We start from the raw sequence: 21,441 nt of genomic DNA on the forward strand, positions 1-21,441 counted from the left end.
GCGACCCCAGAATCAAATACGCCGTGCGGCGTAACGCTTGAGCATGCTCGGTACATCCAGAATCAGGGCGATGCGACCGTCACCGGTGATGGTGGCGCCCGACATGCCTGGCGTACCTTGCAACATCTTGCCCAGCGGTTTGATAACCACTTCTTCCTGACCGACCAGCTGATCGACCACGAAGCCGATACGCTGGGTGCCCACCGAAAGGATCACCACATGGCCTTCATGCTGTTCTTCATGGGCAGCAGAGCTGATCAGCCAGCGCTTGAGATAGAACAGTGGCAGAGCCTTGTCACGAACGATCACGACTTCCTGGCCATCGACGACGTTGGTGGTCGACAGGTCCAGGTGGAAGATTTCGTTCACGTTGACCAACGGGAAGGCAAAAGCCTGGTTGCCCAACATGACCATCAGGGTCGGCATGATTGCCAGCGTCAGAGGCACCTTGATGACAATCTTGGAGCCCTGGCCCTTGGTGGAGTAGATGTTGATCGTACCGTTGAGCTGGGCAATCTTGGTTTTCACCACGTCCATGCCCACACCGCGTCCGGAGATGTCTGAAATCTCGGATTTGGTCGAGAAGCCCGGTGCAAAGATCAGGTTGTAGCAATCGGTATCGCTCAGGCGGTCGGCAGCATCCTTGTCCATCACGCCACGCTTCACAGCGATGGCACGCAGAACGTTGGGATCCATGCCCTTGCCGTCGTCGGAAATCGACAGCAGGATGTGGTCGCCTTCCTGCTCGGCAGAAAGAATCACCCGCCCGCCACGTGACTTGCCAGAAGCTTCACGCTCTTCAGGCATTTCGATACCGTGGTCTACCGCGTTGCGCACCAAGTGGACCAACGGGTCGGCAAGCGCCTCTACGAGGTTTTTGTCCAGGTCGGTTTCTTCACCGACCAGTTCCAGGTTGATTTCTTTCTTGAGCTGACGCGCCAGGTCGCGAACCAGTCGCGGGAAGCGGCCGAAGACTTTCTTGATCGGCTGCATCCGGGTCTTCATCACCGCGGTCTGCAGGTCGGCGGTGACCACATCCAGGTTCGATACGGCCTTGGACATGGCTTCATCGCCACTGTTGAGACCCAGGCGAACCAGACGGTTACGTACCAGCACCAGTTCGCCGACCATGTTCATGATCTCGTCCAGACGCGCAGTATCGACCCGTACGGTGGTTTCCGCTTCGGAGGCAACAGGCTTTTCACCCCCGCCGCCAGCAGCAGGTGCGCGAGCCGGAGCCGGAGCCGCAGCAGGCGCTGCCGGTTTGGCCGCAGGTGCCGCAGCGGCAGCCGGTTTGGCTACTGCTGCAGGTGGCGGCGGAGGTGGAGGCGCAGCAGCTGCCACATTGGCGGCAACGGCTTGAGGCTCGAACTTGCCTTTGCCATGCAGCTCATCCAGCAGGTTCTCGAACTCGTGATCGGTGATTTCATCACTGGCCGCCGCAGCAGCAGGAGCCGCAGCCTTGGCAGGTGCCGGTGCAGCCGCTGCTGCAACCGGAGCTGCAGCGACACTGGCATCGAACGAGCCCTTGCCATGCAACTGATCGAGCAAGGCTTCGAATTCGTCGTCAGTGATTTCATCGCTGGCAGGTGCAGCACCACTGCTCGGTGCAGCCGCTACGGGAGCGGGTGCAGGAGCCGCGACGGCATCAGGCGCAAACTGGCCCTTGCCATGCAACTGGTCGAGCAGCGATTCGAATTCCTGATCGGTGATTTCATCGCTGGCCGCCGCAGGAGCCTGTGCCGCAGCAGCAGGCGCTGCATCGGCCTTGGCCGCGCTCATGGTATCGAGCAGGTGCTCGAACTCGGCGTCAGTGATGTCGTCGCTTGCGGCTGGCTCTACAGGAGCAGCCTCGGCAACAGGAGGTGGTGGTGGCGGTGCAGCTGCCTCCGCCTGCTGAGCCGACTCGGGCTCGGCAAGACGCGACAGCGCAGCCAGCAGTTCTGGAGTCGCAGGCGTAAGGTCGGTACGCTCGCGCACCTGACCGAACATGCTGTTGACTGTATCCAGAGCTTCAAGGACCACGTCCATCAATTCGGCGTCAACGCGGCGCTCCCCCTTGCGAAGGATGTCGAACACGTTTTCGGCGATGTGGCAGCACTCCACCAGCTCATGGAGCTGGAGGAAGCCGGCGCCCCCTTTTACAGTGTGAAAACCGCGAAAAATTGCATTGAGCAGATCCGCATCATCTGGTCGGCTTTCCAGCTCGACCAACTGTTCAGACAACTGCTCCAGAATTTCGCCGGCCTCTACCAGAAAATCCTGAAGGATCTCTTCATCGGCGCCGAAGCTCATTGGGGTGCTCCCTAAAATTAACCGTCAACAGACCTAGAAGCCAAGGCTCGATAGCAGATCGTCTACATCATCCTGTCCGGATACGACGTCTTCACGTTTATCGGCATGAATCTGCGGACCTTCACCCTGCGTGATATGTTTTTTAGGATCTTTTTCAGCAAGGATCGCTTTTTCGTCATGTTCGATACCCGCAAAGCGGTCGACATGACTGGCCATGAGGACCAGTTTGAGCAGATTGCTTTCGACTTCAGTGACCAGCTGCGTAACGCGCTTGATCACCTGACCGGTCAGGTCCTGATAATCCTGGGCCAGCAGAATGTCATTGAGATGGCTGGCAACGGTATGAGCCTCTGTCTCTGTGCGGGACAGAAAACCGTCAACACGCTTGGCCAGGTCGCGAAACTCTTCAGCGCCGATCTCGCGACGCATGAAACGACCCCAGTCAGCGCTCAGCGACTTGGCATCATCACTCAAGCCATTCATCAACGGCGTACTCTGCTCGACCAGATCCATCGTGCGGTTGGCCGCATTCTCGGTCAGTCTCACAACATACGACAGACGATCGGCGGCATCAGTGATCTGGGACACTTCTTCGGCTTGCGGCATGTTCGGGTCAATATGAAAATTGACGATCGCACTATGCAGTTCGCGAGTCAGCTTGCCGACTTCCTGATACAGGCCACGGTCACGAGCCTGGTTGAGCTCATGGATCAATTGCACGGCATCACCGAAACGGCCTTTTTCAAGGCTGGTAACCAGCTCCTGCGCGTGTTTCTTCAGGGTTGACTCGAAGTCACCCAGTGAATCGTTGTTGTCCATAGCGCCCTCGCGGCATGCATCAGCTGTTGACGCGTTCAAAGATCTTTTCGATCTTCTCTTGCAGCACTTGGGCTGTGAACGGCTTGACGACGTAACCGTTCACACCGGCCTGGGCAGCTTCGATAATCTGCTCACGCTTGGCTTCTGCAGTCACCATCAGCACGGGCAGGCTTTTGAGACGATCATCCAGGCGAACCTGACGCAACAGATCGATACCGGTCATGCCAGGCATGTTCCAGTCAGTCACCAGAAAGTCAAAGGAACCGCTTTGAAGCATCGGCAAGGCAGTAATGCCGTCGTCCGCTTCGGATGTGTTGGTGAACCCAAGGTCACGCAACAGGTTTTTTATGATCCGCCGCATCGTTGAAAAGTCATCAACGATGAGGATTTTCATGTTCTTGTCCAATTCGACCTCCAAGCAGTCTTTAACGCATTCAGCACCTGAACACGCTGTTCACTCAATACTGGCACAGCACACCCCCGGCTGTACGAAACGACGACGGGCTTGGCAAAACAACAGAGCACCAACCTGAACATGCAGGCCATAGGCTCTGTCTGAACAGGCTCCTGCCTTGTCTATCCTGATACCACGTAACGCTCTGCACAGCCGGCTTGCGACAACCCGTGACTTGGATAAGTCACAAATTGCCATCAACGCGCTCGCCACTCCCCCAAACGCCCCCGCAAACGAGCTGCGCACTGGCTGTGTAACTGACTGACCCGCGACTCGCTGACCCCAAGCACTTCACCGATTTCCTTGAGGTTCAGTTCTTCGTCGTAGTACAGCGCCAATACCAGCCGCTCACGCTCCGGCAAATTGGCAATTGCATCTGCCAGCGCTGCCTGGAAACGCTCATCTTCCAGGTCACGCGACGGTTCGAGCGAGCCGCTTGCACCATCCTCATGCAGCCCTTCATGATCGCCGTCCTGCAAGAGGTCGTCGAAGCTGAAGAGTCGGCTGCCTAAGGTATCATTCAAAATCCCATAATAATCATCGAGACTTAACTGGAGTTCGGCAGCAACCTCGTGATCTTTAGCGTCACGACCGGTTTTTGCTTCAATTGCACGAATTGCGTCACTGACCATGCGCGTATTGCGGTGCACCGAGCGCGGAGCCCAGTCGCCCTTGCGCACTTCATCGAGCATGGCGCCACGAATACGGATACCGGCATAGGTTTCGAAACTCGCACCCTTGGTGGAGTCATATTTGGTAGACACTTCCAGCAGACCGATCATGCCGGCCTGGATCAGGTCCTCCACCTGAACACTGGCAGGCAGACGCGCCAGCAAGTGATAGGCGATACGCTTGACCAACGGCGCGTAACGCTCGATGAGTTCGTATTGCGAATTTCTGGAAGCCTTGCTGTACATTTGAAAGCCGCTCGCTGTCATTGAACAGGCCCCGCACTGGTCTGATGGACAAGTCGTTCGACGAAGAACTCCAGATGACCACGCGGGTTGGCCGGCAACGGCCAGGTGTCAACCTTCTGGGCAATGGCCTTGAAAGCCAGTGCACATTTGGAGCGTGGAAACGCCTCGTAGACAGCGCGCTGCTTCTGTACCGCCTTGCGAACACATTCGTCGTAAGGCACGGCACCGACGTACTGCAGGGCAACATCAAGGAAGCGGTCAGTTACTTTCGTCAGTTTGGCGAACAGGTTGCGCCCTTCCTGCGGGCTCTGGGCCATGTTGGCCAGAACGCGAAAACGGTTCATGCCGTAGTCGCGGTTGAGCAATTTGATAAGTGCGTAGGCGTCGGTGATCGAGGTGGGTTCATCGCAGACCACAAGCAGCACTTCCTGCGCGGCGCGCACGAAGCTGACAACCGATTCGCCGATACCGGCGGCCGTGTCGATCACCAGTACGTCGAGGTTGTCGCCAATCTCGCTGAAGGCCTGGATCAGACCGGCATGCTGGGCTGGCGACAGGTGAACCATGCTCTGGGTGCCGGAAGCCGCAGGCACGATGCGAACACCGCCCGGGCCCTGCAACAGGACATCGCGCAGGTCGCAACGACCCTCGATGACATCCGCCAGCGTGCGTTTGGGTGTCAGCCCCAGCAGAACATCGACGTTGGCCAGGCCAAGGTCTGCATCCAGCAGCATGACGCGCCGACCGAGCTCGGCCAGAGCCAGTGAGAGATTCACTGACACGTTAGTCTTACCGACGCCACCTTTGCCACCGGTCACTGCGATAACCTGTACGGGATGCATGCTGCCCATGTTATTTCTTTACCTTGTCTTGCGTAGACCGAAACCACATTACGGGCTGCATGTTCGCGAACGAACAATGCCTGGCAGACCATTGATGCAGGGACATTCCAGTAATACCCATCACTTAACCCACTCTCTTGCCAGGGGTGTGATAGAGGTCGGCAAACATATCAGCCATCGCTTCCTCGCTCGGCTCATCCTGCATTTGCACACTCACTGCACGACTCACCAACTGGTGACGGCGCGGCAGATGCAGGTCATCAGGAATACGCGGCCCATCCGTCAAATAAGCAACGGGTAACTCATGGCCGATCGCAAGGCTCAGCACTTCGCCGAGGCTTGCGGTTTCATCAAGTTTGGTCAGGATGCAACCTGCCAGACCACAACGTTTGTAACTGTGATAGGCCGCCGTCAGTACCTGCTTCTGGCTGGTTGTCGCCAGCACCAGGTAGTTGCGTGCACGAATGCCGCGGCCTGCCAGACTTTCGAGTTGCATGCGCAGGGCCGGATCGCTGGCCTGCAGGCCTGCGGTATCGATCAGCACCACGCGCTTGCGCAGCAGCGGGTCCAGGGCCTGAGCCAAGGACTGGCCAGGATCGACATGGGTCACCGGCACATTGAGGATGCGGCCCAGGGTCTTGAGCTGCTCCTGAGCACCGATACGGAAACTGTCCATACTGACCAGCGCAATGTTCTGCGGGCCGTACTTGAGCACATAACGGGCTGCCAGCTTGGCGAGGGTCGTGGTCTTGCCCATGCCGGCCGGGCCGACCATGGCGATCACACCACCTTCCTCGAGAGGCTCGACGTCAGGCACGGCAATCATGCGCGCCAGGTGCGCCAGCAGCATGCGCCAGGCCTGACGAGGCTCGTCGATTTCAGGGATCATCGCCAGCAGGTCGCGTGACAGCGGGCCGGACAGACCAACGCGCTGCAGACGACGCCACAGGCTGGCCTGCTGCGGACGGCTGCCTTGCAGCTGGCTCCAGGCCAGGGAGCCGAGCTGGACTTCCAGCAGCTCGCGCAGGCCATTCAATTCATTACGCATGGAGTCGTAGGCGCGCTGCCCCACTGCCGGCTCTGTGGCGGCAGGTGCGGGTGCATGGGCAAAAGGGCGTGGCGGCTCTTCGAGGGTCGGCTCGATATGTTTATCGAGGCCGCTGAGCGGCATGCCGGAAAACAGCTGGCGATTGATCGAAGGATCGCTGTCACCGCGATTGTCGAGTTCGGCCTGGGCGGAAACGATGCGCGACTGAGTCTTGCGCAGCTCGTCCTCAAGCTCCATGTTCGGCACGCGAGGCGCCAATGCGGACAGCTTGTAATCCAGAGCGGCAGTCAGCTCGACGCCACCGGCGATGCGGCGGTTGCCAATGATGGCCGCCTCGGCGCCCAGCTCATCACGAACCAGTTTCATGGCTTGACGCATATCGGCGGCGAAAAAACGCTTAACTTGCATGACTCACTACCTCAGCCGTTAGGCCCGACAGTCGCTACGATGGTGACTTGCTTATTGTCAGGAATTTCCTGATACGCCAGAACATGCATGTTCGGTACAGCCAATCGTCCAAATCGTGACAGCATGGCCCGGATGGGACCCGCTACCAACAGAATTACCGGCGACCCTTGCATCTCCTGACGCTGGGCGGCCTCAATCAACGAACGCTGGAGCTTCTCAGCCATGCTCGGCTCAAGAAGAACGCCTTCTTCCTGACCCTGACCAGCCTTCTGCAAACTATTGAGCAATATTTGTTCCAACCTTGGTTCCAGCGTGATGACAGGCAGCTCCGGCTCAATCCCCACAATGCTTTGCACGATTGCACGGCTCAGACCGACCCGTACGACAGCCACCAAAGCGGCGGTATCTTGACTCTTGCCAGCGTTGTTGGCGATGGCTTCGGCAATGCTGCGGATATCGCGAACAGGCACGTGCTCAGCCAGCAGGGCTTGCAGCACATTGAGCAACGCCGACAGCGAAAGAACGCCCGGCACCAGCTCTTCAGCGAGTTTTGGTGAGCTTTTGGCCAGCAATTGCATCAATTGCTGCACTTCCTCATGCCCGATGAGCTCATGAGAGTGTTTGTAGAGGATCTGGTTCAAGTGCGTTGCCACTACAGTACTGGCATCCACCACCGTGTAACCCAATGACTGAGCCTGGCTGCGCTGGCTGATTTCGATCCACACCGCTTCAAGACCGAATGCCGGATCTCTGGCAGTGATGCCGTTGAGCGTGCCAAACACCTGCCCCGGGTTGATCGCCAGTTCACGATCCGGGTAAATCTCGGCCTCGGCCAGAATCACGCCCATGAGCGTCAAGCGATAGGCACTGGGCGCCAGATCCAGGTTGTCGCGAATGTGTACGGTCGGCATCAGGAAGCCCAGCTCCTGGGACAGCTTCTTGCGCACGCCCTTGATACGCGCCAGCAACTGACCACCCTGATTGCGATCCACCAGCGGAATCAGGCGATAGCCCACTTCCAGACCGATGATGTCGATCGGCGTCACATCATCCCAGCCCAGCTCCTTGGAGTCCTGAACGCGGGTCGGCGACGGCAGCAGTTCCTGTTGACGCTGAACTTCGGCCAGTGCTTCGACCTTTGCCATGTTCTGCTTCTTCCACAGCCAGTAGGCTGCACCGCCCGCCACCAGACCCAGGCTGATGAAGGAGAAGTGCGGCATGCCCGGCACCAGGCCCATGACGATCATGATCGCAGCCGATACGGCCAGGGCCTTGTGCGAGGTGAACATCTGGCGATTGATCATCTTGCCCATTTCTTCCGAACCGGAAGCACGGGTCACCATGATCGCCGCCGCCGTGGACAACAGCAGTGATGGCAATTGCGCCACCAAACCGTCACCGATGGTCAGGAGCGTGTACACACGACCCGCATCAGCGAAGGTCATGTTGTGCTGCAGGATACCGACCAGCATGCCGCCGATCAGGTTGATGAACAGAATCAGCAGGCCCGCAATCGCATCACCGCGCACGAATTTGCTGGCACCGTCCATGGAACCGTAGAACTCGGCTTCCTGGGCCACTTCGGCACGACGGCGTTTTGCTTCTGGCTGATCGATCAGGCCGGCGTTGAGGTCGGCGTCGATCGCCATCTGCTTGCCCGGCATCGCATCGAGGGTGAATCGTGCGCTTACTTCGGAAATACGCCCGGCACCCTTGGTGATTACCACGAAGTTGATGATCATCAGGATCGCGAACACCACGATACCGACCACGTAGTTACCGCCGATTACCACTTCACCGAAGGCCTGGATCACCTTGCCCGCAGCCGCGTGACCGTCCTGACCGTGAAGCATGACCACACGGGTGGACGCCACGTTCAGCGCCAGGCGCAACAGGGTGGCTACCAGCAGGATGGTGGGGAAAACCGAGAAGTCCAGCGGCCGCAAGGCATAGACGCAGACCAGCAGCACGACGATGGACAGCGCAATGTTGAAGGTGAAGAACACGTCCAGCAGGAAAGGCGGGATAGGCAACATCATCATTGCCATCATGATCAACAACAACAGCGGGACACCCAGCTGGCCACGACCAAAACCGGCAAGATTGCTACGTGCGCTACTGATAATCTGAGAGCGATCCACTGTTCTTTACCTGCGCACTAAATCAAAACTTTGACGCCCAAGGCGACCTGAATCGACTTATTGCAAAAAGCTGTCCAACTTTAGCAGCGAGTAGCCAGCACAAAGCCACAAGCTGATAGCAACTTGTGGTCTTGCTTGGTGGATACAGAGGTTTTCGCGAATGAATCCGCTCTTATCAAACAAGACGTAAGACGATGAATTAAAAGGTTTTTCTGTAGGAGCGAATTCATTCGCGAGACGTCATTGAGGGCGATAGATTTTCTTCAGCTTCACGGGCCTCTCGCGAATGAATTCGCTCCTACGAATTTTGCGGGAGCCGATTTATTCGCGATCAGGAATCGCGCTGCAGGTCTGGCGGGATGGGCAGTACACCCAATGGATCCGGGCGTTTGCCTCGACCTGAGTGGTACTGGCGGATCTGATAGACGTAAGCCAGCACCTGGGCCACGGCCAGGTAAAGCCCGGCAGGAATCTCTTGCTCAAGCTCGGTGCTGTAGTAGATGGAACGGGCCAGGGCGGCCGATTCCAGGATCAATATCTGGTTGTGGGCGCCAATCTCGCGAATCTTCAGGGCGACAAGATCAGCCCCCTTGGCCAGCAGCATCGGCGCCCCGCCCTTCTCGGGATCGTACTTGAGCGCCACGGCAAAGTGCGTCGGGTTGGTGATGATGACATCGGCCTCCGGAATGGCCGCCATCATCCGGCGATGGGACATCTCGCGCTGCAACTGACGAATCCGCTGCTTGACCTCAGGGCTACCCTCGCTGTTCTTGTGCTCGTCACGCACTTCCTGCTTGGTCATCAGGAGCTTCTTGTGGGCCTCATACATCTGGAAAGGCACATCGAGCGCGGCAATGAAGAACAACCCGCATGCCATCCAGAAGCTGCTCCAGCCGACCACCTGCAAGCTGTGGATCATGGCCTGCTCCAGCGGCTCATGAGCAATGGAAACCAGGTCGTTGCGCTCCTTGCTCAGGACCACCAGCGCCACCGCCAGAATGATCAGAAACTTGGCGATCGACTTGAGCAGCTCCACCAGCGCATGGGGAGAAAACATGCGCTTGAGCCCGGCAGCGGGGTTCATGCGGCTGAATTTGGGGGCCAGGGATTTGGTCGCGAACAACCAGCCGCCCAGCATGATCGGCCCCACCAGCGCAGCCACCAGCATGGCAATCAGAAATGGCAACACCACAATCAGTGCATGCTCGCCGGAGCTGAGCAGCAGCTTGCCCATATAGGTGGTGTCCATCAGGGTTTCACGACTGATCGTGAAGTTGTTGCGCATCAAATCAACCATCATGCGCGCAATACCCCCGCCAAACATCAGCAGGCCGCCCGCCCCCATCAGCATCACGACGAGGGTCGTCAGCTCCTTGGAGCGGGCAATCTGCCCTTCGGCCCGGGAGTCCCGGACCTTTTTCTCCGTGGGTTCCTCTGTCTTGTCCTGGCCATTCTCGTTCTCAGCCATGTCAGCGGGCCCTCACCAGATCGCGCAGGGACTGCAAACCCTGAGTGGCCATGGGCTGGTACTGGTTGAGAATGTCGGCCATGCTCATCCAGAGAATGATCATGCCCAGCACAAGCGTCATGGGGAAACCGATGGAGAAGATGTTGAGCTGCGGTGCCGCACGGGTCATGACGCCAAGCGCGATGTTGATGACCAGCAGCGCGGTAATGGCCGGCAGCACCAGCCTCATCCCTGAACTCATCACCCAGCCGAGCCCCGTGGCCAGTTCCCAGAAGTTGCTGACCTGCAGGCCACTGCCCACCGGCATGGTCGTGAAACTCTCGACCAGAATTTCCAGCACCACCAGATGGCCATTCATGGCCAGAAACAACAGCGTGACCAGCATGGTGAAAAACTGACCGATGACCGCCGACGATACGCCGTTGGTGGGGTCGACCATCGAGGCAAAGCCCATCCCCATCTGGGTGGAAATGATCTGACCCGCCACCACGAAAATATGGAAGAACAATTGAAGCGAAAGCCCCATGCCCGCACCGATGAGGATCTGCTCACCAATGAGCAGCAGCGCACTGAGATCGAGGGCCTGGACCGACGGCATGGCGGGCAGCACAGGGGCGACCACCACGGTGATCGCCACGGCAAAATACAGGCGCACGCGACGCGGCACCAGCGTCGTGCCAATGATCGGCATGGTCATCAGGACAGCGACGATCCGGAACAATGGCAGCATGAAGCTGGCGACCCAGGTACTGATCTGGGTATCGGTCAGCGCAAGCAAAGGCTGCATGCGCTGCTAGCCGATCAAGGTCGGAATACTGCCGTACAACGACAGCATGTATTCCATGAATATTTTCAGCAGCCAGGGACCCACGACAATCAGGGTCACGAGCATCACGAGCAGACGCGGAAGAAAACTCAAGGTCTGTTCGTTGATCTGAGTAGCCGCCTGGAAAATGGCGACCAGCAGGCCGCAGAGCAGGCTCGGCACCACGAGAATCGACACCAGTACGGTGGTCAGCCACAACGCTTCACGAAACAGGTCGACCGCTACTTCCGGCGTCATCGGGCAGACTCCTCGTCAAAACGACTCATACACCACCAAAACTTCCCGCCAGGGTTCCGACGATCAGCGCCCAGCCATCCACCAGCACGAACAGCATGATCTTGAACGGCAAGGAAATGATCAGCGGCGACAGCATCATCATACCCATGGCCATCAGCACACTGGCGACCACCAGGTCGATGATCAGGAACGGGATGAAGATCATGAAACCGATCTGGAAGGCCGTCTTGAGCTCGGAGATCACGAAGGCCGGCACCAGAATGGTCAAGGGTGCAGCGTCAGGCGTCTGAATATCGGTACGCTTGGACAGGCGCATGAACAGGTCCAGGTCGCTGGTGCGGGTCTGGGCCAGCATGAAGTCCTTGATCGGCACCTGAGCCTTGGCCACCGCATCCTGCGCACTGAGCTTTTCCGCCAGATAAGGCTGCAAGGCATCCTGATTCACCCGATCGAACACCGGCGCCATGATGAACATGGTCAGAAACAGCGCCATGCCGGTCAGAATCTGGTTCGACGGCGTCTGCTGCAAGCCAAGGGCCTGACGCAGGATCGAGAAAACGATGATGATTCGCGTAAAGCTGGTCATCAGCATGACGAATGCCGGAATGAAGCTCAGCGCCGTCATGATCAGCAGGATCTGCAGGCTGACCGAATATTCCTGCTGACCCGCCGGGTTGTTGGACAGCGTGATCGCCGGTATCGACAACGGATCGGCAGCGAACGCGACAGGTGCTGCCATCGTCAACAGCAGCAATATCAGGAAACGCAAGGCACCCATCACTTCTTGTCCTTATCCTTGCCCATCAACTCCAGAAGGCGCTGGGCGAACTCAGGGGTTGCCTGCTCGCGCACGGGAACCTGCACCGGCTCCTTGAGCACATGCAGCGGCGTGATGTGGCCCGGCGTGACACCCAGCAGAATCTGCTCGTTGCCCACCTGAACCAGCAGCAACCGGTCACGGGTGCCGAGCGCCCGGGAACCCAGCAGCTCGATGACCTGACCACCGTTCGGCCCGACGCTCTGTACCCGGCGCATGACCCAGGCCAGCACGAAAATCAGGCCGACCACCACCAGCAGGCCAAGCAGCAACTGCAGCACTTGCCCGCCCATCCCGCCTGAAACCGTGTTGGCCACCTGCGGAGCGGCTGCAGCAGCCTGCGCCACAGGTTCGGTTGCCCAAGCCAGCGAAGGCAGCGTCAGCAGCACACCCAGCAAGCGCCTCACTTAGCGCAACTTCTTGATGCGTTCGCTCGGACTGATGACATCCGTCAGACGGATGCCGAACTTCTCGTTGACCACGACCACTTCGCCATGGGCGATCAGTGTGCCGTTGACCAACACGTCCAGCGGCTCGCCAGCCAGACGATCCAGCTCGATCACCGAACCCTGGTTGAGCTGCAGCAGGTTACGGATGTTGATATCGGTGCTGCCCACTTCCATGGAGATCGACACCGGAATGTCCAGAATCACATCCAGGTTGGGACCGTCCAGCGTCACAGGTGCATTGTTCTTGGGAACACTGCCGAACTCTTCCATCGCCATGCGCGACGAAGAGTTGCCTTCATCGGCCGCCAGCAATGCGTCGATATCGGCCTGACCACCCTCACCGGCTTCACCCAGGGCCGCAGCCCACTCATCGGCCAACGCCTGATCTTCAGCAGACGTCATTTCGTTTTCATCAGCCATCGGTTGTCCTCTGCGGGCATTGATTCAATTACGCAACAATTTTCAGCATTGATCTGACAGATCAACGCCGCTCTATGGGTTCGATTACTTGCAGGGCGAGATTGCCCTTGTGCGAGCCGAGCTTGACCTTGAAAGAAGGCACGCCATTGGCACGCATGACCAGCGTCTCGGGCAACTCCACCGGAATCACGTCGCCAGGCTGCATGTGCAGGATGTCGCGCAGCGGCAACTGACGCTGGACAATGGTTGTGCTCAGCGGAACGTTGACGTCGAGAACGTCTTCCTTGAGTGCCTTGATCCAGCGCTCGTCCTGATCGTCGAGATCCGACTGGAAACCGGCGTCGAGCATTTCGCGAATCGGCTCGATCATCGAGTACGGCATGGTCACGTGCAGGTCACCGCCACCGCCATCGAGTTCGATGTGGAATGTGGAAATCACCACCGCCTCGCTCGGACCTACGATGTTGGCCATGGCCGGGTTCACTTCGGAGTTGATGTACTCGAAGTTCACTTCCATGATCGCCTGCCAAGCTTCCTTGAGGTCGATGAACGCCTGATCCAGAACGATGCGCACGACGCGCAGTTCGGTCGGGGTGAATTCACGTCCTTCGATCTTGGCGTGACGACCGTCACCGCCAAAGAAGTTGTCCACCAGCTTGAACACCAGCTTGGCGTCGAGGATGAACAGGGCCGTACCGCGCAATGGCTTGATCTTGGCCAGGTTGAGGCTGGTCGGTACGTACAGCGAGTGTACGTATTCGCCAAACTTCATGACCTGAACACCGCCCACCGCCACGTCCGCCGAGCGACGCAGCAGGTTGAACATGCTGATGCGGGTATAGCGGGCAAAACGTTCGTTGATCATTTCCAGGGTCGGCATCCGACCCCGCACGATCCGGTCCTGGCTGGTCAGGTCGTAACTCTTGATGCTGCCAGGCTCACTGTTACTTTCGGTCTGGACCATCCCATCGTCAACGCCGTGCAACAGCGCATCGATCTCGTCCTGGGACAGCAGGTCTTGAACGGCCATGTCAGAGTCCTACTGCAATACGAAGTTAGTGAAGAGCAACTGTTCGATCACAGTCTTGCCGAGTTCTTTCTGCGCCACTTCCTGGATGCTGGCGGTCGCTTTCTGACGCAGCATTTCCTGGCCGATTGGCGTGGCCAGCGACTCGAAAGGAATGGCCGCGAACAGCATCACCAGATTGTTGCGAATCACCGGCATGTGAACCTTCAAGGCTTCCATGTCCGCAGCGTTGCGCGCCAGCATGGTGATGCTGACCTGCATGTAACGCTGACGACCATTGGAGTTGAAGTTCACCACGAACGCAGGCGTCAGGGGCTCAAAGACTGCCACTGGCTTGACGTTGGCCGCCGCTGCCACTGCTGCCGGATCAGGCGCACTCGCAGACTTGTGCATGATGAACCAGGTCGCACCTACCGAAAGGCCTACAGCGAGCAATAAAGCCACGACTGCGACGATGATGAGCTTGAGTTTACCTTTGGAAGCGGGGTCTTTAACTTCTTCGCTCTTCGCCATGCCAATAATCCGTCACTATTCAAGGGGTTCGCTGATACGTGAGAGAGGCAGAGCAAGTGTTATGCCAGAGTTGCGGGGAGGAAGGCTGGAGCGTGAATGAATTCGTTACATGTGCGGAGGCTGGAGTGCGGCTTACGCTCTTCATACCGCCGTCGCGAGCAAGCTCCCTCCCACAAGGATTGCATGAACCCATGTGGGAGGGAGCTTGCTCGCGACGGGGTGACAACCACATCGGAGCGAACGAACCAATCAAGCGTAGAAATCGATCTCGCTGGTGCCGATCACCCGGGCCGCTGGCTGGCTGACCGGAGCAGCAGCATCGGCGACAGCGGTGTCATCCACGCCATCCCCTGAACCCGAGCCACCACCACGACCACCGCGCTGTGCCCGGCTGGCCTGTTCCTGCGCCTGCTGCTGGGCCTGTTGCTGAGACTGGTCGGACACGTTGACGTCAACCTGACCAAGCCCCTGCTGAACAAACGACTCACGCAAACGCGACATCTGGTTTTCCAGCGCTTCACGCACGCCCAGGTGGGCACTCATGAAGGTCACCTGGGTCTGCTGGTCCGGCGCCATATTGACGCGAATGTCCAGACGACCGAGTTCGGCAGGTTCCAGTTTGATTTCAGCCGACTTCAGGCTCTGGCTCGACAGGTACATCACACGATCCACGATTCCTTCGCTCCAGCCGCTCTGGTTCATGGCCAGAGGCTGGTTCATCAGCGGTGTCGGTGCAGCGGCTGTCTTGGCGGGTTGTGCCGCCTGGCTCAGGGCCGCCAGACGCTCGGCGAAGTTATCGACCCGGGTATCGCCCGTGACGCTCTTGGTGTCTTTGAGGCCATCGCTGATCAGGCTGCTGAACGACTTGTCGCTGCTTTCGGTACTGCTTTCGTCCGAGGGCAATTGCTCGCTCAAGGCCGCCAGGTTATTGGCGACATTTTGACTCTGATCATTATCGGCATTGTTGGCTGCCCGACCCGATGCATTCGCCTGTTGAGAGGCATGCGCCTTGGCATTGGCGTTTTCCAGTGCCAGTTGTACGGCATGCAAACCGTCCAGCGGGTCAGCCTCGGGATCAAAGGAATCATCGACAGGCGCCGCCGTGGGCAGTGCCGCCAGGACCGGCAAGGCCTTGGCCGCATCGCTATCGGTCTTGGCCGCAGAAGCCGCCAGCGCAGCAGGCACCTGGGCCGCTGCCAGTTGCAATGCCGGATCAAGCGCAGGGTCAGTAACCGGTGGCGTCACGACTTCGGCGACTGTTTCACCTTCGGCAGCGGACTTGTCATCAGTACTGGCGCTGGCCGGGTCGGCAGGCAAGCCATTGCCGCTTTCGGCAACGGTCGAGTCATCGGCGGCAGTGGCGGTACTCGCGTCGGTCTTGTCCTTTTCAGGCACAGACTTGTCACGCGCAGGCTTGACCGCGGTGTCGTTGCGATCAGCAACCTTGTCCTTGGCCTGCTTGGCGTAGACATTGGAAAAGCTGGAGCCGTCGCCCTTGCCGCTGTCTGCAGCCTTGATCGCATTATTGGCCGCGCTGGACTTTGACGTCGCAGTCGCATTGGCCTGAAGAAGCACATTTGGGGCAAGGGGCATTTCAATCTCCGCACATGAGCAGCTGGTTCCATGAACAACAGCAAGATGCGGGCCAGCTTTGCCAGAGAAGGCAAATGAAAGGAGATCAGGTCTGACCGATGAACAATTGGCGCTCGGCGTCGAATAGCCGGCGGATGGTCAGGTACTCGCTGTCGATCAGGCCAATCAGCTCTTCGAGGCCTGCACGCTGCTGCTGGCGAGCACGCTCTTCAAGCTGGCGGCACAGGTCGGACAGAACCATTGCGCCCATGTTGCTGCTGCTGCCCTTGAAGCTATGGGCCGTGAGGCTCAGCTCCTGCATGTCCAGCAGTTCGGTATCGATAGCGCGGCGCAATTGCGTCACGCGCTGCTCGGAATCCTTGAGGAAAACATCGAGCAACGTTGGATATTCGTCTTCCATGACTTCCTGCAGAACACTTAAAACGCTGTAATCCAGATGAATCGACACTTGCTCACTCCTTGATCAAGACTCCGGAGGCGGATTATGCCACTGCTCTCCAGAAAAATTCCACGCAAGCAACCCGGCCATCCTTAGACCATTGCGCCTGCTGGCTCAATTCACGAATCAACTTCAGACCACGACCATGCAACCCCTCAAGCGAGGAAGGCATGGCAAGCATCTGCTGCACATCGAAGCCCTGGCCACTGTCTTCGACACGGATCGTCAGCCGACCACCCTGCTCCACAGGCTCCACCTGCAGATGCAAGCGGACAAAACCCGACTGCAATGCCTCAAGCCGGTCCGTCCGCTCTTTATAATAGCGGGCAAATCCGGCGGCATCCTGCTTGAGTGCAGAATCCAGCCCCAACACACCATGCTCCAGCGCATTGCTGTACAACTCGGTAAGCACGCTGTGCAGTGCCGCACTCTGCGCCTGAAGTCCCGGCACCTCAAGCAATAACTGCATCAGGTAAGGCAAAGGGTTGAAGCGCCGCAGGGTTGAAGCCCGAAACTCGAAGCCGACCGACCAGTCCAGCGGGCTCGATGCCGCATTGTCGGAGTAGTTCGACACGGCAGGCGTATCCTGCTCCTCGTCGATAACACTGATTTCCAGCATGCTGACGTCATCACGCGCCCGCCCGCCAAAATCGTTCAGCGCCTGGAGAATTTCCTGAATCAGCAACGGCGGATGACAGTTTGCGGTCAGGACCTCGCGCAACCGCTCCACACCGAACAGTTCATCGCGACTGTTACTGGTATCCAGCACACCGTCGGACAACAGGAAAATCCGGTCCCCTGTGGACAGCGGGTAAACCTCCGTCCGGTCATCAAAGGAGCCGGCACGCAAGACCCCGAGCGGCAAATGCCTCGAAACCAGCGGCAAGTGACTGCCGTCAGCCACCCGAAGCAGATAAGCATCGGGCAACCCGCCATTCCATATCTCGACGTGCTGCTGCTTGAGGTTGACGCACAGCAACGCCGCACAGCAGAACATGTCCACCGGCAGGATGCGCTTGAGCTTGGCATTCATTTCCCGCAGGGTTTCGCCCACGCCATAACCCTTGGCGGTCATGCCGTAGAACACCTCGGCCAGAGGCATCGCCCCCACTGCTGCCGGCAGGCCATGCCCCGTGAAGTCGCCGAGAAAGACATGCATGTTTCCGGCAGGCGTATAGGCGGCGAGCATCAGGTCGCCGTTGAACAGCGCGTAAGGCGATTGCAGGTAGCGAATATTGCTCGCTCCCAGACACCCCGAATGCGCCACCTGATCGAATACCGCCTTGGCAACGCGCTGCTCGTTGAGCAGGTAGTCATGATGCCTGGCAATCAGATCACGCTGATGCAGAACCGTCTCCTGCAACAGGCGCAGCCGGTTCATGGCATTGATCTTCGCCGCCAGCACCAGCGGGTTGTAGGGCTTGGAAATGAAATCATCGCCACCGGCATCCAGACAGCGCGCCAAAGCTTCGCCTTCGGTGAGAGACGTCAGGAAGATGATCGGTACCAGCGACTCGCCGGACAGGCTCTTGATACGGCGCGCCGCCTCGAAGCCGTCCATGACCGGCATCAGCGCATCCATCAGAATCAGTTGCGGTCGCTCGGCCTCGAACATCGCCAGCGCTTCGATGCCGTTGGCAGCACTCAGGACTCGATGCCCCTGACGCGAGATGATGGTCGACAGCAGCAAACGATCGCTGGCACTGTCGTCAGCGATCAATATGCACAACCCCTTGGCTGCCGAGGACAAGAGCGTCAGCTCAACTGGAACAGTTTCGAGAAATTGGAAATGGTGAGGATCTTGATGACATCCGGCGTGCAATTGACCAGCTCCACCACCACGTCATCGCCACCGGCATGATCGCGCAGCAGCAACAACATCCCCAGGGCCGAGCTGTCCAGATAATGAGTGCGGGCCAGATCCACCACGTACTTCAGATTTGCGGAGTGGTCTTGATAAGCTCCGCGAAAATCCTGGTGAGTGGAAAAATCGAAGCGCCCCTCGATAAACACGGTCAGTTGCTGACCGTCCTGGGAAAGCTCGGAGGTGATCTTCGCCATAAGGACTCCTGAAGTACGTCATCACACCGCAAGCGTAGACGAGAGAATGGACATATCAATCCTGCTCACGGCGAGGCAGGCGCTGGGATAACTCATCGAGCAACTTCTGCTCGCGCTTGTCTTCAAGCTGACGCGCTTCGTCAATATAACGCTGCACCAGTTTGCGCAGACCTTCGACCCGCGCATAGCATTCCTGCCAGGCGCCGCGAGCCTTTTCGAGATTGACCTTGTGCCACTCCAGACTCTTGTTCTGCTGGCCGACGGCAGTTTCCAACTGATTGAGGAAGCGCTGATAGTTGGTCAGCCATTGCCCGGATACACCATGGCTACCCTGGCTGATCCATTGCTCCTGATAACTCAAGCGAAAGCGCTCAAGCTCTTCAAGCTTGCTGTAGGCCAGGTTGACCTGCCCCTGAAAGTGCCCAAGACGCTGGGCTGCCGTACGCTCGGCAGCCTCTGCCATTTCGACCACAGGCGCCAGGCGCGCCGCACGACTCTGGGCCATGATCTATCAGCCGCCAGGAGCCGGGGCAAAGACTGCCGCCAGCGCTTCACTGCTGGCCTGCATGCTTTCGTTATCGCGCAAACCCTGACGCAGATAGCGCGCCAATGCCGGCTGCAGAGCAATGGCCGTGTCGGTTTCCCGATCACCGCCCGCCACATAGGCACCCACGCTGATCAGATCGCGGCTCTGCTGATAACGGGACCACAACTGTTTGAAGAACTGCGCACGCCCCATGTGTTCAGGGCTGACCACTGCCGGCATGACCCGACTGATGGAGGCTTCAATATCGATGGCCGGGTAATGCCCCTCTTCGGCCAGACGCCGCGACAGCACGATGTGGCCATCCAGTACGCCTCGGGCAGAGTCGGCAATCGGATCCTGCTGATCGTCCCCTTCGGACAGCACGGTATAGAACGCCGTGATGGAACCACCACCGGCTTCGGCATTACCGGCACGCTCAACCAGCTTGGGCAGACGGGCAAATACCGAAGGCGGATAACCCTTGGTTGCAGGCGGCTCGCCGATGGCCAGGGCAATTTCCCGCTGGGCCTGGGCAAAACGGGTCAGGGAGTCCATCAGCAACAGGACATTCTTGCCCCGATCACGGAAATACTCGGCAATGCGTGTGCAGTACATGGCGGCGCGCAGTCGCATGAGCGGTGCATCGTCCGCAGGCGAAGCGACCACCACCGAACGCTTGAGCCCTTCTTCGCCCAGGATGTGCTCGATGAACTCCTTGACCTCACGGCCCCGCTCACCGATCAGGCCGACGATGATGATGTCCGCCTCGGTAAAGCGCGTCATCATGCCCAGCAGCACACTCTTGCCCACGCCGGTACCGGCGAACAGCCCGAGACGCTGGCCGCGGCCGACCGTCAATAAACCGTTGATGCAGCGAATCCCCACATCCAGCGGCTGGCTGATGGGGTCGCGCTTGAGCGGGTTGATGGCCGGGCCATCCATCGGCACCCAGTCTTCAGCCTTGATGGGCGGACGCCCGTCCAGCGGCCGACCGGCTCCGTCGAGCACCCGACCGAGCATGCTCATGCCCATGGGCAGGCGCCCGGTATCGGCAAGCGGCACGACCCGCGCACCCGGTGCAATACCGGCCACACTGCCCACCGGCATCAGGAAAACCTTGTTGCCCGAAAACCCCATCACTTCCGCGTCGACTTCGACGGGATGATGACTGTCATCGTTGATCACCACACAGCGACTGCCCATGGCCGCCCGCAACCCCTCGGCTTCAAGGGTCAGGCCGACCATGCGCAACAGGCGCCCTTCCACCACCGGCTGGGCAGGCAAGGTGATGGAGTCGGCATACGACCCCAGCCGCTTGCTGAAACTGGTGCGATCAAGGCGCATCGTTTTTCTCTATATCGACTGCACTGGCAGGAACCCCGGTCAGCTCGATATTCAGATCGGCCGCGCCAGGATGAGTGACCTGTTCATGCAACTGGTCGTACATTTTGGAGATGGCCAGGGAAATCCGCGTCTCGACACTGGCGTCGATACGGCTGTGTTCGGTTTCGATCCGGCAGCCGCCAGGCAACAGGCTGTCATCCTCGAGAATCTTCCAGCTTTCTTCATGGCGCTCACGCAGCGCCTTGACCAGCACGAAGTCCTGGGGATTGATAAAGATGCGCAGGTTCTGGGCACCCATGGGCAGCAGCTTCAGGGCATCGCGCAGGACGTGGGCGATCTGCTGCGAATCGGTCTGCAACTCGCGCTGGATGACCTGGCGGGCAATGTGCTCCACCAGATGGATAACCGCCTTTTCGATCTGCGTGTCCTGTTCGGCAACCGGCTCCAGCAGATTGAGCATCAACTGTTCGAGACTGGCGAGCTTGGCCGTCAGAGCCACTTCCGCTTCCTGTCGGACCTTGAGCTGGGTGCTGTGAAAGCCTTCTTTTTCGCCTGTGGCAAAGCCTTCGTTCCAGGCTTCCTGGCGAATGCTTTCCAGTTCCTCCAGGGTCAGCGGCTGAACCTCCTCCAATGGAACTTCTTCCATTTCGGCCGGTTCTTCCTCCACTGGCTCCGGTTCGGGTTCCGGCTCAGGCTCTTTATGCGGGTCGAAACTTGGCAGTGACCACATATCGAAGCCAACGATATCCTTGGCGCGAATGAGATCACTAACCGGGTCTTTACTGGAGCTGGACATG

General features: G+C 58.7%; 22 protein-coding genes. All 22 read right to left on the reverse strand.

The features are described from left to right. Window positions 1-12: 12 nt before the first annotated feature. Window positions 13-2,295 carry a chemotaxis protein CheA gene (locus tag KQP88_RS15800; protein WP_216703568.1) on the reverse strand — a complete coding sequence of 761 codons (2,283 nt, stop codon included), beginning with the start codon at window positions 2,293-2,295 and terminating at the stop codon, window positions 13-15. A 33-nt stretch (window positions 2,296-2,328) separates the two neighbouring features. Then, window positions 2,329-3,114 carry a protein phosphatase CheZ gene (locus KQP88_RS15805; protein WP_200993339.1) on the reverse strand — a complete coding sequence of 262 codons (786 nt, stop codon included), beginning with the start codon at window positions 3,112-3,114 and terminating at the stop codon, window positions 2,329-2,331. A gap of 19 nt (window positions 3,115-3,133) precedes the next feature. After that, window positions 3,134-3,508, reverse strand: coding sequence for a chemotaxis response regulator CheY (locus tag KQP88_RS15810; RefSeq protein WP_176767544.1), 375 nt, complete (start codon window positions 3,506-3,508; stop codon window positions 3,134-3,136). A 257-nt stretch (window positions 3,509-3,765) separates the two neighbouring features. Beyond that, entirely contained in the window at window positions 3,766-4,506 is a 741-nt protein-coding gene (gene fliA, locus KQP88_RS15815; protein ID WP_025260876.1) for an RNA polymerase sigma factor FliA, read from the reverse strand. After that, complete coding sequence (gene fleN, locus KQP88_RS15820; RefSeq protein ID WP_025260877.1) at window positions 4,503-5,336, reverse strand: flagellar synthesis regulator FleN; 834 nt, start codon at window positions 5,334-5,336, stop codon at window positions 4,503-4,505. Before fleN ends, fliA begins: the two co-directional genes overlap by 4 nt. A gap of 115 nt (window positions 5,337-5,451) precedes the next feature. Further along, a complete protein-coding gene (gene flhF / locus KQP88_RS15825) occupies window positions 5,452-6,783 on the reverse strand; it encodes a flagellar biosynthesis protein FlhF (RefSeq protein WP_216703569.1) in 1,332 nt (443 codons plus the stop codon). A gap of 11 nt (window positions 6,784-6,794) precedes the next feature. Then, window positions 6,795-8,924 carry a flagellar biosynthesis protein FlhA gene (gene flhA / locus KQP88_RS15830; protein WP_200993341.1) on the reverse strand — a complete coding sequence of 710 codons (2,130 nt, stop codon included), beginning with the start codon at window positions 8,922-8,924 and terminating at the stop codon, window positions 6,795-6,797. A gap of 331 nt (window positions 8,925-9,255) precedes the next feature. After that, window positions 9,256-10,392: a flagellar biosynthesis protein FlhB gene (flhB, locus tag KQP88_RS15835; protein ID WP_200993342.1), complete on the reverse strand. Its 1,137-nt coding sequence runs from the start codon at window positions 10,390-10,392 to the stop codon at window positions 9,256-9,258. Window position 10,393: 1 nt separating this feature from the next. Further along, the gene (gene fliR, locus KQP88_RS15840) at window positions 10,394-11,179 is read right to left on the reverse strand and encodes a flagellar biosynthetic protein FliR (protein ID WP_216703570.1); all 786 of its coding nucleotides are present in this window, start codon (window positions 11,177-11,179) and stop codon (window positions 10,394-10,396) included. A 6-nt stretch (window positions 11,180-11,185) separates the two neighbouring features. Continuing rightward, window positions 11,186-11,455, reverse strand: a complete 270-nt coding sequence (locus tag KQP88_RS15845; protein ID WP_200993344.1) for a flagellar biosynthetic protein FliQ — start codon at window positions 11,453-11,455, stop codon at window positions 11,186-11,188. A gap of 25 nt (window positions 11,456-11,480) precedes the next feature. Continuing rightward, the gene (fliP, locus tag KQP88_RS15850) at window positions 11,481-12,233 is read right to left on the reverse strand and encodes a flagellar type III secretion system pore protein FliP (RefSeq protein ID WP_200993345.1); all 753 of its coding nucleotides are present in this window, start codon (window positions 12,231-12,233) and stop codon (window positions 11,481-11,483) included. Next, window positions 12,233-12,679: a flagellar biosynthetic protein FliO gene (gene fliO / locus KQP88_RS15855; RefSeq protein WP_198728500.1), complete on the reverse strand. Its 447-nt coding sequence runs from the start codon at window positions 12,677-12,679 to the stop codon at window positions 12,233-12,235. Before fliO ends, fliP begins: the two co-directional genes overlap by 1 nt. Continuing rightward, window positions 12,680-13,141: a flagellar motor switch protein FliN gene (gene fliN / locus KQP88_RS15860; RefSeq protein WP_025260885.1), complete on the reverse strand. Its 462-nt coding sequence runs from the start codon at window positions 13,139-13,141 to the stop codon at window positions 12,680-12,682. 61 nt (window positions 13,142-13,202) lie between these two features. Continuing rightward, window positions 13,203-14,171 (reverse strand): flagellar motor switch protein FliM, encoded by a 969-nt coding sequence (gene fliM / locus KQP88_RS15865; RefSeq protein WP_025260886.1) that lies wholly within the window; start codon window positions 14,169-14,171, stop codon window positions 13,203-13,205. A gap of 9 nt (window positions 14,172-14,180) precedes the next feature. Beyond that, window positions 14,181-14,681, reverse strand: a complete 501-nt coding sequence (gene fliL / locus KQP88_RS15870) for a flagellar basal body-associated protein FliL (protein WP_025260887.1) — start codon at window positions 14,679-14,681, stop codon at window positions 14,181-14,183. 249 nt (window positions 14,682-14,930) lie between these two features. Next, window positions 14,931-16,274, reverse strand: a complete 1,344-nt coding sequence (locus tag KQP88_RS15875) for a flagellar hook-length control protein FliK (protein WP_216703571.1) — start codon at window positions 16,272-16,274, stop codon at window positions 14,931-14,933. Window positions 16,275-16,359: 85 nt separating this feature from the next. Further along, window positions 16,360-16,722: an Hpt domain-containing protein gene (locus KQP88_RS15880; protein ID WP_200993347.1), complete on the reverse strand. Its 363-nt coding sequence runs from the start codon at window positions 16,720-16,722 to the stop codon at window positions 16,360-16,362. A gap of 34 nt (window positions 16,723-16,756) precedes the next feature. Further along, complete coding sequence (locus KQP88_RS15885) at window positions 16,757-18,463, reverse strand: ATP-binding SpoIIE family protein phosphatase (RefSeq protein WP_216703572.1); 1,707 nt, start codon at window positions 18,461-18,463, stop codon at window positions 16,757-16,759. A gap of 5 nt (window positions 18,464-18,468) precedes the next feature. After that, on the reverse strand, window positions 18,469-18,774 hold the full coding sequence (locus tag KQP88_RS15890) for an STAS domain-containing protein (protein WP_200993349.1): 306 nt from the start codon (window positions 18,772-18,774) through the stop codon (window positions 18,469-18,471). A 55-nt stretch (window positions 18,775-18,829) separates the two neighbouring features. Then, on the reverse strand, window positions 18,830-19,279 hold the full coding sequence (gene fliJ, locus KQP88_RS15895) for a flagellar export protein FliJ (protein ID WP_025260892.1): 450 nt from the start codon (window positions 19,277-19,279) through the stop codon (window positions 18,830-18,832). Window positions 19,280-19,285: 6 nt separating this feature from the next. Further along, window positions 19,286-20,644, reverse strand: a complete 1,359-nt coding sequence (gene fliI, locus KQP88_RS15900) for a flagellar protein export ATPase FliI (protein ID WP_025260893.1) — start codon at window positions 20,642-20,644, stop codon at window positions 19,286-19,288. Further along, the gene (gene fliH, locus KQP88_RS15905) at window positions 20,634-21,440 is read right to left on the reverse strand and encodes a flagellar assembly protein FliH (RefSeq protein ID WP_216703573.1); all 807 of its coding nucleotides are present in this window, start codon (window positions 21,438-21,440) and stop codon (window positions 20,634-20,636) included. Before fliH ends, fliI begins: the two co-directional genes overlap by 11 nt. Window position 21,441: the final 1 nt, after the last annotated feature.

Origin of the sequence: Pseudomonas lijiangensis (assembly GCF_018968705.1) — a bacterium.
Taxonomy (GTDB): Bacteria; Pseudomonadota; Gammaproteobacteria; order Pseudomonadales; family Pseudomonadaceae; genus Aquipseudomonas; species Aquipseudomonas lijiangensis.

Excerpts from the sequence above, each read along its gene's own strand:
- KQP88_RS15800 (WP_216703568.1), bottom strand. The coding sequence starts at position 2,295 with ATGAGCTTCGGCGCCGATGAAGAGATCCTTCAGGATTTTCTGGTAGAG.
- KQP88_RS15805 (WP_200993339.1), bottom strand. The coding sequence starts at position 3,114 with ATGGACAACAACGATTCACTGGGTGACTTCGAGTCAACCCTGAAGAAA.
- KQP88_RS15810 (WP_176767544.1), bottom strand. The coding sequence starts at position 3,508 with ATGAAAATCCTCATCGTTGATGACTTTTCAACGATGCGGCGGATCATA.
- fliA (WP_025260876.1), bottom strand. The coding sequence starts at position 4,506 with ATGACAGCGAGCGGCTTTCAAATGTACAGCAAGGCTTCCAGAAATTCG.
- fleN (WP_025260877.1), bottom strand. The coding sequence starts at position 5,336 with ATGGGCAGCATGCATCCCGTACAGGTTATCGCAGTGACCGGTGGCAAA.
- flhF (WP_216703569.1), bottom strand. The coding sequence starts at position 6,783 with ATGCAAGTTAAGCGTTTTTTCGCCGCCGATATGCGTCAAGCCATGAAA.
- flhB (WP_200993342.1), bottom strand. The coding sequence starts at position 10,392 with ATGGCTGAGAACGAGAATGGCCAGGACAAGACAGAGGAACCCACGGAG.
- fliR (WP_216703570.1), bottom strand. The coding sequence starts at position 11,179 with ATGCAGCCTTTGCTTGCGCTGACCGATACCCAGATCAGTACCTGGGTC.
- KQP88_RS15845 (WP_200993344.1), bottom strand. The coding sequence starts at position 11,455 with ATGACGCCGGAAGTAGCGGTCGACCTGTTTCGTGAAGCGTTGTGGCTG.
- fliP (WP_200993345.1), bottom strand. The coding sequence starts at position 12,233 with ATGGGTGCCTTGCGTTTCCTGATATTGCTGCTGTTGACGATGGCAGCA.
- fliN (WP_025260885.1), bottom strand. The coding sequence starts at position 13,141 with ATGGCTGATGAAAACGAAATGACGTCTGCTGAAGATCAGGCGTTGGCC.
- fliM (WP_025260886.1), bottom strand. The coding sequence starts at position 14,171 with ATGGCCGTTCAAGACCTGCTGTCCCAGGACGAGATCGATGCGCTGTTG.
- fliL (WP_025260887.1), bottom strand. The coding sequence starts at position 14,681 with ATGGCGAAGAGCGAAGAAGTTAAAGACCCCGCTTCCAAAGGTAAACTC.
- KQP88_RS15875 (WP_216703571.1), bottom strand. The coding sequence starts at position 16,274 with ATGCCCCTTGCCCCAAATGTGCTTCTTCAGGCCAATGCGACTGCGACG.
- KQP88_RS15890 (WP_200993349.1), bottom strand. The coding sequence starts at position 18,774 with ATGGCGAAGATCACCTCCGAGCTTTCCCAGGACGGTCAGCAACTGACC.
- fliJ (WP_025260892.1), bottom strand. The coding sequence starts at position 19,279 with ATGGCCCAGAGTCGTGCGGCGCGCCTGGCGCCTGTGGTCGAAATGGCA.
- fliI (WP_025260893.1), bottom strand. The coding sequence starts at position 20,644 with ATGCGCCTTGATCGCACCAGTTTCAGCAAGCGGCTGGGGTCGTATGCC.
- fliH (WP_216703573.1), bottom strand. The coding sequence starts at position 21,440 with ATGTCCAGCTCCAGTAAAGACCCGGTTAGTGATCTCATTCGCGCCAAG.